The following is a 15,987-nucleotide window of genomic DNA, read 5'->3' on the forward strand; positions in this document are numbered from 1 at the left end:
AAAGTTGACGAGTGATTTATATGGACAGTTCCGACATTGCTTTTGATGCCAAGCATATTTGGCATCCTTACACCTCGATGAGCCACCCTATCCCCGCCTATCCTATCGTTGCCGCCGAAGGCGTAGAGCTAATCATGGCAGATGGAAAAAGGCTAGTTGATGGCATGTCTTCTTGGTGGGCAACTCTCCATGGCTATAACCATCCAGTACTTAACCAAGCAGTAACGGAACAACTGGGAAAAATGTCCCATGTGATGTTTGGTGGAATCACCCATCCACCCGCAATCGCACTCTGCAAACAATTGGTAGCCATCACACCAGAACCCCTTGAGTGTGTATTTTTAGCTGATTCAGGTTCCGTTGCTGTCGAAGTTTCTCTCAAAATGGCACTGCAATATTGGCAAGCTCGTGGAGAGAAACGTCAGCGTATTTTGACGCTACGTCACGGGTATCACGGGGATACTTTTGGGGCGATGGCGGTTTGTGATCCTGATAACTCCATGCACGGGCTGTATAAAGGCTATTTACCACCACATATTTTTGTGGATGCCCCTCAATGTGGCTTTCATGATGAATGGGATGACGCCGATTTATTACCACTGAAGCAACAACTGGCTGAGGATCATCAAGATATTGCAGCGATCATCCTTGAACCGATCGTTCAAGGTGCAGGTGGAATGCGTTTTTACCACCCTAACTATTTAAAAGGTGTACGCGAGTTATGTGACCAATATGGTCTGCTGCTCATAGCCGATGAAATCGCCACCGGTTTTGGGCGTACGGGGAAATTATTTGCCTGTCATCATGCTAATATTTCACCTGATATTATGTGCTTAGGAAAAGGTTTAACAGGAGGGTACATGACGCTCTCTGCAACCATCACTACCCGCCATGTGGCTGAAACCATCAGTAACGGAGACGCGGGTTGCTTTATGCACGGTCCTACCTTTATGGGAAACCCTCTGGCGTGTGCGGTAGCAAATGCCAGTCTGAAGTTACTCCTAGAAAGTCCATGGCAAAAAACTGTCGCAAATATCGAACAACAATTAATCACAGAGTTATTACCGTTAGTTCGCTATGACAGCGTTCAGGATGTTCGAGTTCTCGGAACCATTGGTGTGATAGAAATGAAGCGGCCAGTTAACACGGCTGAATTACAGAAGATTTTTGTTGCAGAAGGTGTTTGGGTTCGCCCATTTGGTAAACTGATTTATGTGATGCCGCCGTATATCATTACACCGGAGCAACTCACAAAAATCACCCAAGCCATGGAAAAAGTTCTCACCGCGTAATGGAAAATGTCGCTGAGTTATCCTTTCAGCGACACAGTATACATTTATCTAAACGTCACCCACATACAACCAGCCGATACTTTATAGCGAGCTAATAGGGTTAATTTCCCTGTAATCGGATCAATCTCAGAGACCGAAATATGATCGGATTTTTGTCCGCTAGAAATCAAAAAACGCCCCGTTCCATCAATATTAAAGCCGCGTGGTTGAGTTTCTGTTGGATAACGCCCAACTAAGCTCAGTTCACGACCGTTATCAGAGACTTGATAGTGGCTCAAATAACTTTCGGAACGTTCACTGGCATACAAATGGTGACCATCCGGCGTGATATGAACATCTGCAGCCCAACGCTGGCTCTGGTTACCCGCAGGGTATAACGCAACATTCTGCATTTCGCGATAGCGGGTAAATTTATGATATACATTAATGGTGGAATCCAACTCATTAAGGCAATAAATCACATTTTCGGTAGGATGTAATGCGAGATGGCGAGGTCCCGCTTTTGCCGCCGTGGTGATTTGCTCTGCGGTGGCTTCGGTTAAATAACCGTTATCCGCTAAATCGAACAGGCGAATATGATCTTCACCGAGGCAAGGTATCCAAAGTTGCTGATTTTGTGCATCCATATGGGAAGAATGAGGATGACGCAGACCTTCAACCACTTGGATAGGCGCTCCCGCAACACCATCATTACCAATAGGTAAAACAGCTAAATTATGCTGATGATACGAGGGTACGAATAGGAATTTACCACTATTATCTAACGACAGATGCACGGGTTTTCCCGGCACGCTAGTTTGTGCTTTAAAACGCAATACCCCTTGAACTTCAATTTCATAGGTCACAACGCTCAAGTGAGGTCCCACACCAATATACAGATATTTTTTGTCATGGCTGACCACCATCGGCTGTACTTGTCCCGGTGTATTCACGGTTTGTAGCAGCGAAAGTTCACCGACTTGGTTCATTGCCCATACGTGAATTTGTTGGCTTTCTGGGCTGGCAACATAAACAACCTGATCCATCCTGACTCCTTGAGTGATGATAAATTCGAGCGCAATTAGCGAATTAATGATTCTACCTAGAATAATAGAAAATGCCCCTAAAATCCTGCCTCGCACAGTTTGATGTATAAACACTAATCAACTTCAGTTATCATAAGGCTCTAAAATGAATCCGAAAAAATCATATGGAGTCGTTTATGTCATACCGCGTTATTGCCCTCGATCTCGATGGAACATTACTCGATCACCAGAAAAGAATTTTGCCTGAATCTTTAGAAGTCCTGAATGAAGCCCGTCGCCAAGGCGTCAAAGTCATTATTGTGACTGGTCGCCACCATGTAGCTATCCATCCGTTCTATCAGGAATTGGATTTAGATACCCCAGCGATTTGCTGTAACGGGACTTACCTGTATGACTATTTAGGTAAAAAAGTCCTGAAATCCAACCCAATGACCGTCGATTCCGCTGCTTTACTGATTGATAAACTGCGTGGCTCTGATATTCAACACTTAATGTATGTTGATAATGCGATGCTGTATCACACGAAAACTGAAGGTGTGACGCGCACATTAAATTGGGCGCAATCTTTACCTCAACATCAACGTCCAAACTTCGAATTTATCGAAGATTTCGCCCATGCACTCAACCAATATGAGTACATTTGGAAATTTGCCGTCACCTCGCCAGACCATCAACGTCTGCACGATATTGTTCGTGAAATTGAGTCAGAATTAGACTTAGATTGCGAATGGTCGTGGGAAGATCAGGTGGATGTAGGCCGCAAAGGTAATAGCAAAGGTCAACGCCTGAAAGAATGGGTCGAAGCCCAAGGTATGAGCATGAATGATGTGGTTGCTTTCGGCGATAATTTCAACGACTTAAGCATGCTCACCACCGCAGGTCTAGGCGTTGCTATGGGTAACGCTGTTGATGAAATCAAGCAGCAAGCGAAGCTTGTCACTCGCGTGAATACCGAACCGGGTATCGCCGAAGTGATCCGTAAATATGTTTTGTAAAACGACTCAATCTAAGGCTCTAAGTCATTGGTGTTGTGGCTAGGCCGCAAATGAAGCTATCCCTAGGAGCATACATAAGTATGTGACTAGGGAGAGTTAATGAAGTCAACAACGCTGCGGTGTGAAGAACAACGAGCCTTTAGAATGTTTTAGAAAGAGATGCCGACTTAACCTGCGCAAACACCTTCCGCCCCTTGCGGATCGAAAGTTCATCCCTAGCCCAACGCGTGATCCTCGCCCACAAATAATGCTCATCACCAAGATCTAACTTCACATCCACTTGCTCACCATCCTCAACCCATTCCACCACTTCTGCAGAAAGAATATTTCGAATACTGCTTACTAGGGGTTTTTCGAGCACTAACGACACATCTGAAGCATCGATTCGCAGACGTAATTCGCTGTTTTTATCCACATCGACACGGGGGATCCACAGTTTTTGTCCACCAACCAAAACCGCGGTCATTTGATAGTCTGGATGCTGACTGTGTACCTCTACATTAAGAACGCTACTGAGCGTTTCTTGTTGTAGCCAAGGTCGTAACGCACTACTTGCCCACACCTCTTCGAGAGGCCCGAACGCTTTAACTTTACCTTGCGCCATCACGATGACTTTATCCGCTAAACGTAAGATTTCGTCCAAACTGTGGCTCACATACAGGATTGGGATCTTTACATCTTTTGATAGCTTTTCTAAGTACGGTAATAATTCACGTTTGCGAGGGAGGTCGAGGGACGCTAATGGCTCATCCATTAGCAAAATTTCAGGTGCGGTGAGTAACGCACGACCAATCGCCACCCGCTGTTTTTCACCACCAGACAGCGTAATCGGGAATCGGTTAAGTAATTTTTCAATACCCAGCAATTCAACAATATCATCGAATCTTTCTTTCATTTCCGGCGCCATACCGTAGCGCAAGTTACTTTTCACTCGATAATGGGGAAATAACCGTGCATCTTGGAAAACATAGCCAATATGTCGCTTCTCAGGTGGCAGGCAAATTCCTTTTTCAATATCCACCAGTGTGCGCCCATTCAGGACAATCCGGCCTTTATTGGGTTTAGTGAGCCCACCAATCACGTTGATTAATGAAGTTTTTCCAGCTCCCGACAAACCAAATACGGCGGTAATACTTTCTGTGGGTAATTGAGTATTAACTTCTAGCTGTAAGTCGCCCAATTTTTGAGAAAAATTCAGTTCTAACATATTAGGCTACCCCTAAGCGCTTCTTGCCCCAACGGGTCAGCCACTCTGAAATCAACAACGAAATTAACGCTAAAACAATCGCAATAATACACAGACGCGCTGCATCAGTTTCAGCTCCCGGCGTCTCAATCAATGTATACATGGCGAGTGGAATTGTTTGGGTTTCCCCTGGAATGTTGGAAACGAACGTGATTGTCGCGCCAAATTCCCCAAGAGATCGTGCAAATGCCAGTACAGTACCGACAATTATACCCGGTAAGGATAATGGGATAGTAATCGTGAAAAAGACGCGTAAAGGCGTCGCCCCAAGTGTACGGGCTGCTTGCTCTAATTTTCTATCCACCGCTTCAAGCGCCAAGCGAATGGCTCGGACCATTAGCGGAAAAGCGACTACCGCAGATGCTAATGCAGCACCGCGCCAACTAAATGTAAAGCTGAAGCCAAACCAGTCATACAGCCATTCGCCAATAAATCCACGTTTTCCCATGCTGATCAACAGTAAATAACCCACAACCACTGGCGGTAGCACCAGTGGCAAGTGGATAATACTATCGAGCAATGTTTTGCCGGGAAAATGGCAACGAACTAATATCCAAGCGACCAAGATCCCCAGCGGTAAACTGAAAACCACAGCCACACTAGAGACCTTTAAACTTAGGTAAATCGCTTCCCATTCATAAGCACTTAACATCTGCAACGATATATTCTCTTCGCTATTTGGTAGTAAAACCGTAACGTTTGAACACTTCTGAAGCCACTGGGGTTTTCAGGTATTCATAATAATCACGGGTCGCTTTATTATCCTGATCTTTAACAATTCCCATTGGATATTCAACAGGTTTATGGGTATCTGCTGGGAAAATACCCACGACTTTGACTTTTTGGCTCGCAACCGCATCAGAGCCGTAAACAATACCTAAAGGTGCTTCTTGGCGTTCAACCAGCGCCATACCACTACGAACATTATTAGTACGAGCCAATAATGGGTTAACTGTTTCCCATGCACCGAGATAAGTTAAAGCCTCTTTAGCATAAATACCAACAGGGACATGGTCTGGATCACCAACAGCTAACCGTCCGCCATCTAGCAATTTTTTCCAATCAGTTTGTTTATTGATTTCGACTTTATCAATTTTAGAATCTTTTGGCGCGATCAAAACCAGTTCATTACCCAGTAAGGTATAACGCGTATCGTTCACCATCAAATTTTTATCAATCGCAAAATCCATCCACTGTTGGTCAGCAGAAATAAACATATTCGCTGGTGCACCTTGCTCAATTTGGCGCGCTAACGTTGAGGATGATGCATATGAAGCAACCACTTCAACATTGGTCTCTTTTTTATATTGTGCTGAAATTTCATTCAGTGCATTGGTCAACGAAGCTGCCGCAAATACCGTAATTTTCTCAGCCGCAAAACTGTTACCCACCATTGAAAGCGTTAATGTGGCGCCAGCGACCAGTGATATCAAACCTTTTTTCATTTTAATCCACCCTTGTATTAATTAACCCGCTATATATATCAAGATATAGCGTTAACTTAAAGTTAAACAATGCATAAAGGTGTGCTAGCTCAACAAATGGAAGATTTACAAGCGCTCAATAATAATATCGACAGGAGGATAGACAACGTTAATGTTTTCGTCGCCTATCCCATAGAGATGCAGAAAGAAAAACTACTGGACAATAGATTGGCATTTCTGGTCATTAATCTCGATAGTAGACTCGAGTGAATTACCATTGTAATACTCTAAAACAACGGCTTTAGGTTTACTCAAACCTAAACCATTTTCAAATATATCGCATATCTTATTAAGCTGCTTTTCCTTGATTTCACTATTCAATTTTCGATGAAAATCGGCTTTTGGCATGTCATCTGCTCGATATGAAATATGAATAATTCCCTCTGCTTTTTGAGCACCTATCAACGTTAACCAATCATTAAGTTTGATTGGCGCTCGCTGATTTAGGTTATTCACAAAATCATCCGATGTCTTTTGTGAGCCATTTTTCAACTCACACAATTTTTGCCAAAAAATAGCATTGAAATTATTTTCGGCTGCAATTTCCCAGCGACTACTTACGTCTGGATATGGAATAGTAGGCTTACCCGTTGCATATTTATTGGCGAAAAATCCTATTGGTCGCTCAGTATATTTATTAGTTTTTCGACAGTCATAGATATGTGTCGCTTTTATCGAATTAAATTTAATTCCTTTTAAATCATTCTCTTCTTTTAATGACGTCACCACATTAATTTGAATTAAATCAGTGTTACCTTGGTAATAATCGGTTTCTGGCTTAGCCATATACATGGTTGCCGATTTAGTTTCCATCCATTTTATATATCCAGCAGGTAACTCTGAAGATTTTAGCGTATTTTTCTCTTGAAGCTTTTGGGAACTTTGACAGCCCATCACAGAAATACAGATGGAAGATAATATTATCAATTTAAGTTTCATTTGATGATTCCTACTTCACGTAAATCTTGAGGTTCTAAATTCCCTTGTATAGAACAAAATAGCGTGACCGTTTTATCACTACTCTCTTCGATGATAAATAATTTTTCTGCCGATTCTTCGTCAGGTGCAATATCCCCTACTGGAGAACTATTTTTCAGCCATTTATCAGATAGAGAATTACGATATACAGGGTTATATACATACGAATTATCTGCAATTTTTACTAATTTTATTTCTTTAGATAATATGCGAGCAACCTCATCTAGTGGTTGGCTAGACTCAAAACCCCAATAATAATATTCACCTGTTGGTGCATTTGGAACAACGTCTTTATATTTATTAAAATCTGTATACTTCACTACAAATTTATCGAGTTTTAATGAACCTTCATTAACACTTATTGGTTTTATAAAATCTTCACCATCTATAATTTTTTGTTGATAAAACTCATTAATTATAGGTTTTATTTGATTATTTTGACTGGCATCTTTAAAAAACTCAGCATTACAATTTGATAATGATTTTATCAGCGTTGATGCCGTGGCTGTATTACTAAAAGACATTATTAACAATTGAAATACGATTAAAATACGAAATATCATCATAAACCATCCTTTGAATAACATTTGGTGTTTAAATATTTATAAAAATAATAATATCAAAATTATAACACTAAGAATTTAGAATGGTCATGGTGATTGTTCAGCAAATAGAGTTAATTAAGACAATTCAATAGAAATAACGTTATTTACTGTTGAGTGATGAAAGATAGTAAAAAATCACAAAACTAACTATTTCACCGAGTAAAAATGACTTGCCCCCCAACTATCGAGTAGCCAGAGGGCAATAATTAGCGAGAAAACTAAATGGTCTACAGGTGACTATTTGTTTTCATTGTGATGATGGTGCGGTACGTGAGCTTTAGACAGCAAGTTAAAGAAAGCCCCTAAACCATAGATAAGACCCATGATCAGCGCCATCACAACTGGAACCATTAAAAGAGCAAAGCCCAAACTTTTTATGAGTTCTAACATTAAAACCTCTTCAGTGATACTGTGCTCACCAGCCTTCTGATACGCTGACGAGGAAAAATCAACTATAACTAAAATAATAACGCACAATAGCATTATATTGCATACTATTTTAGACAAATTATTATACTAGCGACATACTAAACGTGCTTTTTATCTATACCGCCAAAAACCTAGGGGAGAGAGCTATGCAGGCTGAAATTCTACTCACATTAAAATTACAAGGAAGTTTATTTGCCGATCCTCGCCGCATCGCGCTTCTCAAACAGATAAAAGCGACAGGGTCAATTAGCCAAGGCGCTAAGTTAGCAGGTATTAGCTATAAAAGTGCTTGGGATGCGATCAACGAAATGAACCAACTCACCGATGACATTTTAGTTGATAGAGCCACTGGAGGCAAAGGTGGTGGCGGAACGACATTAACTCATTATGGGGAAAGATTAATCCAGCTATATGATTTACTAGGACAAATTCAGCAAAAAGCATTCGATGTCCTCAAAGAAGATAGCCTCCCTCTTGACAGCTTACTCGCTGCTATCTCTCGATTTTCACTACAAACGAGTGCCCGTAATCAGTTTTTCGGTACGCTGATTGCCCGGGATCACAACCAAGTTTTACAACATGTTCAAGTAAAATTAGCCGATCAGAAAACCGTGATTAATGCAGCCCTTACGGAATCCAGTGCTAATCGTCTTGGCTTAATCGAAGGCAAAGAGGTGCTCGCACTAATTAAAGCACCATGGGTAAAACTGACCAAACAACCCAATCACAGCCACTACGATAATCAACTAGCGGGAACTGTTTCTACCTTAGAACGTGGTTCTGAAAATAGTGAAATTTTAGTCACTTTAGCGGGTGGTGAAACCCTGTGCTCAACCTTAACGAATCAAGAAGTTGATGCGTTAAAATTGGCGATTGGCGACTCAATTACAGCACTATTTAATGCCGAACAAGTAATTATTGCCACCCTTTGCTAAATTTTTAGTTATTTATTTTATTTACGGCAAATAACCCTGCGGTTTTTTTAGCTTATCCTAACGCCTACTTATTGACTTTGTCTGCGAACCTGATTATCTGTGGTACAAGACATGGTCAATGATAAGGATGCTAGATGGGCTCAATAATAATACAAAATGGGTGCTTTAAGCTTAGTGATACACACACACTGGATATTCAACAACTTGAAATTCATTCTGGTGATAGCTGGGCATTTATTGGCGCAAATGGAAGCGGCAAATCATCACTAGCACGTGTTTTTTCCGGTGAATTACAGCGACTTTCTGGCATAAACCAAAACAGTTTTAAGTCCCCTGTTCGCCTCTCCTTTGAGCAGCTACAAAAAATAATCGCCGAGGAGTGGCAGCGTAATAATACCGATTTGCTCAGTGACGATGAAGAAGACACTGGATATAGTGCCGCCGAAATCATACAACTCCACCATAAAGACAATGAATATTGTTTAGCGCTGGCAGCTAAATTCGGTATCAGTGATCTGCTTTCTCGTCGCTTCAAATATCTTTCGACAGGGGAAACCCGTAAAGTTTTATTGTGCCAAACATTAATGGGAAATCCGGATTTATTAATCCTCGACGAGCCTTTTGATGGGTTGGACGTGTACTCTCGCAACAGTTTAAGTGAGCTATTACTTGATTTACATGAGCAAGGGCTCACTTTGGTGCTGGTCTTAAATCGTTTTGATTTAATCCCTGAGTTTGTCACAAATATTGGCATCGTCGCCGACTGTAAACTCACGCTTTCCGGTGATAGAAAGTCAGTACTTGCTGACACTCTAATTAGTCAGCTACAACACAGTGAAAAAATAAAACAGCTGACAATCCCCGAACAAGAAGACCCAACTACGGATGAGAGTTTAGATCCAGAGACTCCGCGTATCATCTTAAAAAATGGAATTGTGAGCTACAATGATAAACCCATTTTACATGGGTTGAATTGGCAAGTTGACCCTCACCAACATTGGCAAATTATTGGTGAAAATGGTGCAGGTAAGTCCACATTACTAAGCCTGATTACAGGGGATCACCCTCAAGGTTATAGTAATGACCTCACACTATTTGGATGCCGCCGAGGTAGTGGCGAAACCATTTGGGATATTAAGCGTCATATTGGTTACGTCAGCAACAGTATTCATCAGGAATATCGCGTTGCCACTAGCGTACTCAATGTGATTATCTCAGGCTTCCATGACTCAATCGGGTTATACCAAACCCCATCAGATCGCCAAGTTCAATTGGCCTATGAGTGGTTGGCACTACTTGGCTTCGCTCCTCAAACCGCTCAACAACCTTTTCATAGCCTTTCATGGGGTCAACAACGGTTAATATTGATTGCCCGAGCATTAGTTAAACACCCTGCCATGTTGATTCTTGATGAACCTCTGCAAGGGCTTGATGGGCTCAACCGCCTGTTAGTACTCCGCTTTATTGATATTATGCTTAGTCGCGGTAATACCCAATTACTGTTTGTTTCTCATCACCAAGAAGATGCACCTTCCTGTATTACCCATCGATTAAAATTCGTTCCTGATGGTGATAAATACCGTTATGACATCGAAATCGTTGAGCCAGAATAACCATCCAATGGCTGGTGAGTATTTACTTACTAGCCATTTTCGCATTAATTGATTGAATCTTTGTATTACTTAATCCAACGCATATTATTATTGAATTTTTCTCTTGCTGTATCGATTCACTTGAGGTTAAATCTAGTCCATACCTATGATTTACTAAGCAAGTGAAGCAAGCTGAAAATCGTCCAATAAACTAAATCGTTTCATCCCATCTTAAGTTAAATATTTATTGCTAAGATCTCGATGTTGTTGATTTTTTTAGTTTGGCATTGATAAAACGCAAGTTGTCACTAGCGTTCGGGACGACTATCCCTATAATGTAGGTCAGCAATAATTCATTTCTAATTTGAATGTACTGATAGGAGTTTTAGCTATGGCTGTAACTAAACTGGTTTTAGTAAGACACGGTGAGAGTGAGTGGAACAAAGAAAACCGCTTTACCGGTTGGACTGATGTAGAACTGTCAGAAAAAGGTCGCGAAGAAGCGAAAAATGCAGGCCAACTGCTAAAAGATGAAGGCTTTGTTTTTGATTTCGCTTACACCTCTGTTCTGAAACGTGCTATCCACACCTTATGGAACATTCTTGATCAAGTTGAACAGCAATGGTTGCCAGTAGAAAAAAGCTGGAAACTGAACGAACGTCACTACGGTGCTCTGCAAGGTCTGGACAAATCAGAAACCGCAGCAAAATATGGTGATGAGCAAGTTAAATTATGGCGTCGTGGTTTTGCTATCACGCCTCCAGACCTGACTAAAGATGACGAACGCTATCCTGGTCACGACCCACGTTATGCGAACTTAAAACCGTCTGAGTTACCTGTTACTGAAAGCCTGGCAACAACGATTGACCGTGTTGTTCCTTACTGGGAAGAAGTGATCAAGCCTCGCGTAGCTAGCGGTGAGAAAGTCATTATCGCCGCTCACGGTAACTCACTGCGTGCGTTAGTTAAGTACTTAGATAACATGGGTGAAGAAGAAATTCTGAACCTGAATATCCCTACAGCAGTGCCACTGGTTTATGAGTTTGATGAAAACATGAAACCAATCAAACGCTACTATTTGGGTAATCAAGACGAAATCGCCGCTAAACAAGCAGCAGTAGCTAACCAAGGTAAAGCAAAGTAATCACTTACTTTTTTGATACCTAGCAAATTACATTAAGGGTTGAGCTGATGGCTTAGCCCTTTTTTATTGTCATTAATTCCTTCTTCATTCACTTTCATTATAAAATGATGCCGCGTTGAGTGTCGGAATAGCCCATAACCGACTATCATAGGAAAAACTAACTGAAAGGTTTATAAAACAAGATAATGAATAAATTTAATCTTTATGTCTGGGTGGGGTTGATCCTCAGCGCCAGTATTTTAGGTGCGTTGCTGTATATGCTACAAACGGGTGAAATGACACTTGAAGGACCAGCTGGGAGTTCTAATCCAGAATTAATGAAGACTCTGATGATCATTGCCTGTGTGAGTTTTCCAGTCCAAATCGTCAGCATGATGGTACTCAACTATAAGCCTACACTGGCGATTATTATCGCTATCATCAGCAGCGTTGCATTAATGCCAATTACTATTGTATTTGTAATGGGAATGATTTTCTCCGCTATCCGTTGGCGCTACCATCAACTAACACCATTCGATACGACCATTAACGTAGATTTTGATATTCGCCTAACCATGGATAAACGCCGTAATACGATGACCGTGATCCCTCTGGCTATTTTGGGTATTGTATTGATTGTATTGAGCCAAAGTATGGGAATGTTTTTATTTGTACTGGCAGCCTTTTTAGGTTATTTCGGTAAAAAAGCCTGTACTACCACCTATTTAGCGGTTAAAGGTGACCATTTTTATATTCGCCCTAATATCTTCGCCTTTTGCTACCGCATCCCACTCAAGGATATGACCTATCTAAAAACAGAGAAAGGGAAACTATTTTTCTCTGCTAAAGTTGAAGAAACAGAAATTCCATTGTCTGCCACCCCAATCAGTACAACCGCAGACGATCAGGCTAATATAGAAAAATTACTCAGCCGAATTAAAAAATAAGCAAACAAAAGCCAGTTCCTAAAATAGCGAACTGGCTTTTTTCTTTAAATTTTAGTTTATTTATTACGACGGGCAATTACCGCATCTGACAGCTGGCGCAATACTTTTTCTGTATCATCCCAGCCAATACACGCATCCGTGACGCTTTTACCATAAACTAGAGGTTCACTAGATTCTAAATCTTGGTTCCCTTCAACTAAATGACTTTCAATCATCACACCCGTGATTGAACGGTCACCTTGACTGATTTGAGCGCTAACATCCGTAGCGACTTCCATCTGTTTTTCAAATTTCTTACAGCTGTTGGCGTGGCTAAAATCAATCATAATACTTGGCACTAAACCGGCTTTTTCCAAACCTTCACGCACTTCTTTAACGTGTTTAGCGCTATAGTTTGGCTCTTTACCACCACGTAAGATAATGTGGCAATCTGGGTTTCCGCTGGTATTCACAATTGCAGAATGCCCCCATTTCGTCACTGATAAGAAACAGTGTGCCGAACGTGCCGAATTAATCGCATCTATCGCAATTTTAATGGTGCCATCAGTCCCATTTTTAAAGCCAACTGGACATGATAAGCCAGACGCTAATTCACGGTGAATTTGTGATTCCGTCGTACGCGCACCAATAGCTCCCCAGCTCATCAAATCTGCCACATATTGCGGGCTGATGACATCGAGGAATTCTCCAGCAGTCGGTAAACCTTGGTCATTGATCGTTAAGAGCAACTCACGGGCAATTCGTAAACCATCATTGATATTGAAACTATGATCCATATGAGGATCATTAATTAACCCTTTCCAACCTACTGTTGTACGCGGTTTTTCAAAATAGACACGCATAACAATTTCAAGGGTATCTTTTAACTCAGCACGTAATTCATTCAAACGCTGAGCATATTCCAACGCGGCTTTTGTATCATGAATCGAGCAAGGGCCAATGACAACAACAAGACGGTCATCTTTTCCCACAAGGATATTATGAATAGCGTGGCGAGCTTCATGAACGGTAAACGCAGCTTTATCGGTTGCTGGAAATTTTTCAAGCAGAGCAATAGGAGGTAATAATTCTTTTATCTGTTTTATTCTGACGTCATCGTTCTGATAGTTCATACCGGTATATCCACTGTTTATTATTTTTTACTGAAGTTGAGTTACATACCTTTTAAATCTCAATAGCTAACAAATAACTTGAAATGCGACAGGTATCGAATTTTTAATCTAACCGTTCCCCGAGCATCTGTAAACAACCAAACAGACCAGAAAATCATCATTAAATTGTGGTTTGATTATAAAATGAGGTCAAATACTGATATCTAGCACAATTACTAGATTTTAGATGAGTTTTATAGCGTAAAAACATATAGAAACGGCTAAACAACGAGGATGTTACTTTAGCCGTTTTTTTTGTATTTTTTCTTATCTAGCCACGAGACATTGGCTCAGAGCCATTTTCTTTCGCAGATTTCATCCATAGACGAGAACCATTTAGAGCAATACCGAGTAGCAGTAGGTATTCCAACGACATGGCGTAAACACCTTGGATAAAGAAAACCACAATGCTAATGACATTAATTACTACCCATAACAGCCAGTTTTCCACATATTTGCGAGTCATTAGGATCATTGCCACAACCGACAATACGGTCATCGTCGAGTCCCAGAATGGGAAAGCATCGGGTTCAAGCACTGGCATCACTAAATTAGCACCAAACAGATTTAATACCGCCACAGCCCAGTTGGCTAATACACCAAAGACAGCATCAATATTAAACGTCAGAACAATAATCGCGAGGACAGAAATAATTAATGTGGTTAATGCGCTTGGTAAACTTAGCCAACGAATTTTTAATTCTGCCTCTTGAGAGCTGGACATTCGGCTCCAAGCATACCAACCATAAATATTGGCACCAAAGAAAAAGAGTTGTAAAAGCAGGTTTGCGTATAATTGAATTTGGAAAAAAATCACCGCAAATAGAGTTACGTTGATTAGACCAAATAGGTAATTAATCGTTTTTTCAAAACTAGCTAATAAAATGCACAGTAAGCCGGCAATAGTGCCTACAGCCTCAATATACGACAAATCGTAAACACTTCCCCATACAGGAATCTGAACTAATGTATTGGCGGTGCTAAAGAACTCCATCTCAACATCCTATTTATCATTAATGGTTAAAATAGCATTGCTCATCAATATCACAGACGATTCTGAATTTAAATTAAACCGTCAAATCACAACTGTTATTTTAGACTTTCAGCAAACTTTAGCATTTTATTCAATGGCTGCATGGCTTTTTCACGTAACTGCTCACTGACATGAATTTGGTGCGTGACATCATCCCCTTCTAGAGCCGCTGCAATCGCTTGTAAGCCATTCATTGCCATCCAAGGGCAATGAGCACATGTCCTGCACGTCGCGCCTTCTCCCGCCGTTGGTGCGATATAGAGAGCCTTATCAGGGCAGGCTTGCTGCATCTTATAAAAAATCCCTTTATCTGTTGCAACAATCATTGATGGATTCGGTAAATTTTGTGCGGCTTTAATCAGTTGACTGGTTGAGCCGACGGCATCCGCTAAATCCACTATCGCCTGTGGAGATTCTGGATGAACCAATACCGCCGCGTCAGGGTACATGGCTTTCATTTTTTCTAATGACTGAGTTTTGAATTCGTCGTGAACAATGCAAGCCCCCTGCCAACACAGAATATCCGCCCCAGTTTGTTGCTGAACATAACGACCTAAATGCTTATCGGGTGCCCAAATAATTTTCTCACCTAGGCTATCAAGGTGCTCAATCAGCTCAACCGCAATACTGGATGTAACGACCCAATCGGCTCGAGCTTTAACGGCCGCAGACGTATTGGCATAGACCACCACGGTACGGTCAGGATGAGCATCACAAAAACGAGCAAATTCTTCGTCTGGGCAACCAATATCTAATGAACATTGGGCATCCAACGTTGGCATTAAGACATTTTTTTCTGGGCTGAGGATTTTGGCTGTTTCCCCCATAAATCTCACCCCAGCAACTAATAAGGTTGAGGCGTGATGACGAGCACCAAATCGAGCCATTTCTAACGAATCAGCGACACATCCCCCAGTTTCTTCCGCTAAGGCTTGAATTTCAGGATCGGTATAATAGTGCGCGACAATGACTGCATTTTTTTCAACAAGTAACGCTTTGATTCGCTCGCGATAAAATGCCTTTTGATCTGCATCTAAGGACGCTGGTTTTGGTGGAAACGGATAAACGGCCTGGTCAAAATCGATAAACACGCTCATTGCTTGCCTCTGTTTAGCAGAAAGTGGTTTTATAGCTAAAATTTTTCATAAAACC

At 41.3% G+C, this 15,987-nt stretch carries 16 protein-coding genes; 6 read left to right on the forward strand and 10 right to left on the reverse strand.

The window, feature by feature from the left end; genetic code table 11:
• Positions 1 to 20 precede the first annotated feature (20 nt).
• A complete protein-coding gene (gene bioA, locus PROVRUST_RS00655; RefSeq protein WP_006812740.1) occupies positions 21 to 1,292 on the forward strand; it encodes an adenosylmethionine--8-amino-7-oxononanoate transaminase in 1,272 nt (423 codons plus the stop codon).
• Between the two features lie 44 nt (positions 1,293 to 1,336).
• Here the strand turns inward: bioA and pgl are convergent, their stop codons facing one another.
• Positions 1,337 to 2,317 carry a 6-phosphogluconolactonase gene (gene pgl / locus PROVRUST_RS00660; protein ID WP_039853991.1) on the reverse strand — a complete coding sequence of 327 codons (981 nt, stop codon included), beginning with the start codon at positions 2,315 to 2,317 and terminating at the stop codon, positions 1,337 to 1,339.
• Positions 2,318 to 2,493: 176 nt separating this feature from the next.
• Between pgl and PROVRUST_RS00665 the strand changes: the two genes are divergently transcribed.
• Positions 2,494 to 3,312 carry a pyridoxal phosphatase gene (locus tag PROVRUST_RS00665; protein ID WP_039853992.1) on the forward strand — a complete coding sequence of 273 codons (819 nt, stop codon included), beginning with the start codon at positions 2,494 to 2,496 and terminating at the stop codon, positions 3,310 to 3,312.
• 139 nt (positions 3,313 to 3,451) lie between these two features.
• On the opposite strand, the gene modC is transcribed toward PROVRUST_RS00665, so the two are convergent.
• From modC to PROVRUST_RS19065, 6 genes are all read right to left on the reverse strand, one after another.
• Positions 3,452 to 4,519, reverse strand: coding sequence for a molybdenum ABC transporter ATP-binding protein ModC (modC, locus tag PROVRUST_RS00670; protein WP_006812743.1), 1,068 nt, complete (start codon positions 4,517 to 4,519; stop codon positions 3,452 to 3,454).
• A gap of 1 nt (position 4,520) precedes the next feature.
• The gene (modB, locus tag PROVRUST_RS00675; protein WP_006812744.1) at positions 4,521 to 5,210 is read right to left on the reverse strand and encodes a molybdate ABC transporter permease subunit; all 690 of its coding nucleotides are present in this window, start codon (positions 5,208 to 5,210) and stop codon (positions 4,521 to 4,523) included.
• A 22-nt stretch (positions 5,211 to 5,232) separates the two neighbouring features.
• Positions 5,233 to 6,003 carry a molybdate ABC transporter substrate-binding protein gene (modA, locus tag PROVRUST_RS00680; protein ID WP_006812745.1) on the reverse strand — a complete coding sequence of 257 codons (771 nt, stop codon included), beginning with the start codon at positions 6,001 to 6,003 and terminating at the stop codon, positions 5,233 to 5,235.
• Positions 6,004 to 6,195: 192 nt separating this feature from the next.
• Positions 6,196 to 6,981, reverse strand: coding sequence for a surface-adhesin E family protein (locus tag PROVRUST_RS00685; RefSeq protein WP_006812746.1), 786 nt, complete (start codon positions 6,979 to 6,981; stop codon positions 6,196 to 6,198).
• Positions 6,978 to 7,586 (reverse strand): hypothetical protein, encoded by a 609-nt coding sequence (locus PROVRUST_RS00690; protein ID WP_039853994.1) that lies wholly within the window; start codon positions 7,584 to 7,586, stop codon positions 6,978 to 6,980. Before PROVRUST_RS00690 ends, PROVRUST_RS00685 begins: the two co-directional genes overlap by 4 nt.
• A gap of 276 nt (positions 7,587 to 7,862) precedes the next feature.
• Positions 7,863 to 8,015, reverse strand: coding sequence for an AcrZ family multidrug efflux pump-associated protein (locus PROVRUST_RS19065; RefSeq protein ID WP_039854347.1), 153 nt, complete (start codon positions 8,013 to 8,015; stop codon positions 7,863 to 7,865).
• 185 nt (positions 8,016 to 8,200) lie between these two features.
• Between PROVRUST_RS19065 and modE the strand changes: the two genes are divergently transcribed.
• From modE to PROVRUST_RS00715, 4 genes are all read left to right on the forward strand, one after another.
• Entirely contained in the window at positions 8,201 to 8,989 is a 789-nt protein-coding gene (modE, locus tag PROVRUST_RS00700) for a molybdenum-dependent transcriptional regulator (RefSeq protein ID WP_039853996.1), read from the forward strand.
• A gap of 134 nt (positions 8,990 to 9,123) precedes the next feature.
• A complete protein-coding gene (modF, locus tag PROVRUST_RS00705; protein ID WP_006812750.1) occupies positions 9,124 to 10,602 on the forward strand; it encodes a molybdate ABC transporter ATP-binding protein ModF in 1,479 nt (492 codons plus the stop codon).
• A 370-nt stretch (positions 10,603 to 10,972) separates the two neighbouring features.
• Positions 10,973 to 11,725, forward strand: coding sequence for a 2,3-diphosphoglycerate-dependent phosphoglycerate mutase (gene gpmA / locus PROVRUST_RS00710; RefSeq protein WP_006812751.1), 753 nt, complete (start codon positions 10,973 to 10,975; stop codon positions 11,723 to 11,725).
• 185 nt (positions 11,726 to 11,910) lie between these two features.
• Complete coding sequence (locus PROVRUST_RS00715) at positions 11,911 to 12,651, forward strand: hypothetical protein (protein WP_006812752.1); 741 nt, start codon at positions 11,911 to 11,913, stop codon at positions 12,649 to 12,651.
• A gap of 56 nt (positions 12,652 to 12,707) precedes the next feature.
• Here the strand turns inward: PROVRUST_RS00715 and aroG are convergent, their stop codons facing one another.
• From aroG to nadA, 3 genes are all read right to left on the reverse strand, one after another.
• Positions 12,708 to 13,763 carry a 3-deoxy-7-phosphoheptulonate synthase AroG gene (gene aroG, locus PROVRUST_RS00720; RefSeq protein WP_006812753.1) on the reverse strand — a complete coding sequence of 352 codons (1,056 nt, stop codon included), beginning with the start codon at positions 13,761 to 13,763 and terminating at the stop codon, positions 12,708 to 12,710.
• Between the two features lie 310 nt (positions 13,764 to 14,073).
• A complete protein-coding gene (gene pnuC, locus PROVRUST_RS00725; protein ID WP_006812754.1) occupies positions 14,074 to 14,796 on the reverse strand; it encodes a nicotinamide riboside transporter PnuC in 723 nt (240 codons plus the stop codon).
• Between the two features lie 95 nt (positions 14,797 to 14,891).
• The gene (gene nadA / locus PROVRUST_RS00730; RefSeq protein WP_006812755.1) at positions 14,892 to 15,932 is read right to left on the reverse strand and encodes a quinolinate synthase NadA; all 1,041 of its coding nucleotides are present in this window, start codon (positions 15,930 to 15,932) and stop codon (positions 14,892 to 14,894) included.
• Between the last annotated feature and the right edge of the window lie 55 nt (positions 15,933 to 15,987).

Origin of the sequence: Providencia rustigianii DSM 4541 (assembly GCF_000156395.1) — a bacterium.
GTDB lineage: Bacteria > Pseudomonadota > Gammaproteobacteria > Enterobacterales > Enterobacteriaceae > Providencia > Providencia rustigianii.

Excerpts from the sequence above, each read along its gene's own strand:
- PROVRUST_RS00665 (WP_039853992.1), top strand. The coding sequence starts at position 2,494 with ATGTCATACCGCGTTATTGCCCTCGATCTCGATGGAACATTACTCGAT.
- modC (WP_006812743.1), bottom strand. The coding sequence starts at position 4,519 with ATGTTAGAACTGAATTTTTCTCAAAAATTGGGCGACTTACAGCTAGAA.
- PROVRUST_RS00715 (WP_006812752.1), top strand. The coding sequence starts at position 11,911 with ATGAATAAATTTAATCTTTATGTCTGGGTGGGGTTGATCCTCAGCGCC.
- pgl (WP_039853991.1), bottom strand. The coding sequence starts at position 2,317 with ATGGATCAGGTTGTTTATGTTGCCAGCCCAGAAAGCCAACAAATTCAC.
- modF (WP_006812750.1), top strand. The coding sequence starts at position 9,124 with ATGGGCTCAATAATAATACAAAATGGGTGCTTTAAGCTTAGTGATACA.
- aroG (WP_006812753.1), bottom strand. The coding sequence starts at position 13,763 with ATGAACTATCAGAACGATGACGTCAGAATAAAACAGATAAAAGAATTA.
- PROVRUST_RS19065 (WP_039854347.1), bottom strand. The coding sequence starts at position 8,015 with ATGTTAGAACTCATAAAAAGTTTGGGCTTTGCTCTTTTAATGGTTCCA.
- modB (WP_006812744.1), bottom strand. The coding sequence starts at position 5,210 with ATGTTAAGTGCTTATGAATGGGAAGCGATTTACCTAAGTTTAAAGGTC.
- PROVRUST_RS00690 (WP_039853994.1), bottom strand. The coding sequence starts at position 7,586 with ATGATGATATTTCGTATTTTAATCGTATTTCAATTGTTAATAATGTCT.
- bioA (WP_006812740.1), top strand. The coding sequence starts at position 21 with ATGGACAGTTCCGACATTGCTTTTGATGCCAAGCATATTTGGCATCCT.
- pnuC (WP_006812754.1), bottom strand. The coding sequence starts at position 14,796 with ATGGAGTTCTTTAGCACCGCCAATACATTAGTTCAGATTCCTGTATGG.
- modA (WP_006812745.1), bottom strand. The coding sequence starts at position 6,003 with ATGAAAAAAGGTTTGATATCACTGGTCGCTGGCGCCACATTAACGCTT.
- gpmA (WP_006812751.1), top strand. The coding sequence starts at position 10,973 with ATGGCTGTAACTAAACTGGTTTTAGTAAGACACGGTGAGAGTGAGTGG.
- modE (WP_039853996.1), top strand. The coding sequence starts at position 8,201 with ATGCAGGCTGAAATTCTACTCACATTAAAATTACAAGGAAGTTTATTT.
- PROVRUST_RS00685 (WP_006812746.1), bottom strand. The coding sequence starts at position 6,981 with ATGAAACTTAAATTGATAATATTATCTTCCATCTGTATTTCTGTGATG.
- nadA (WP_006812755.1), bottom strand. The coding sequence starts at position 15,932 with ATGAGCGTGTTTATCGATTTTGACCAGGCCGTTTATCCGTTTCCACCA.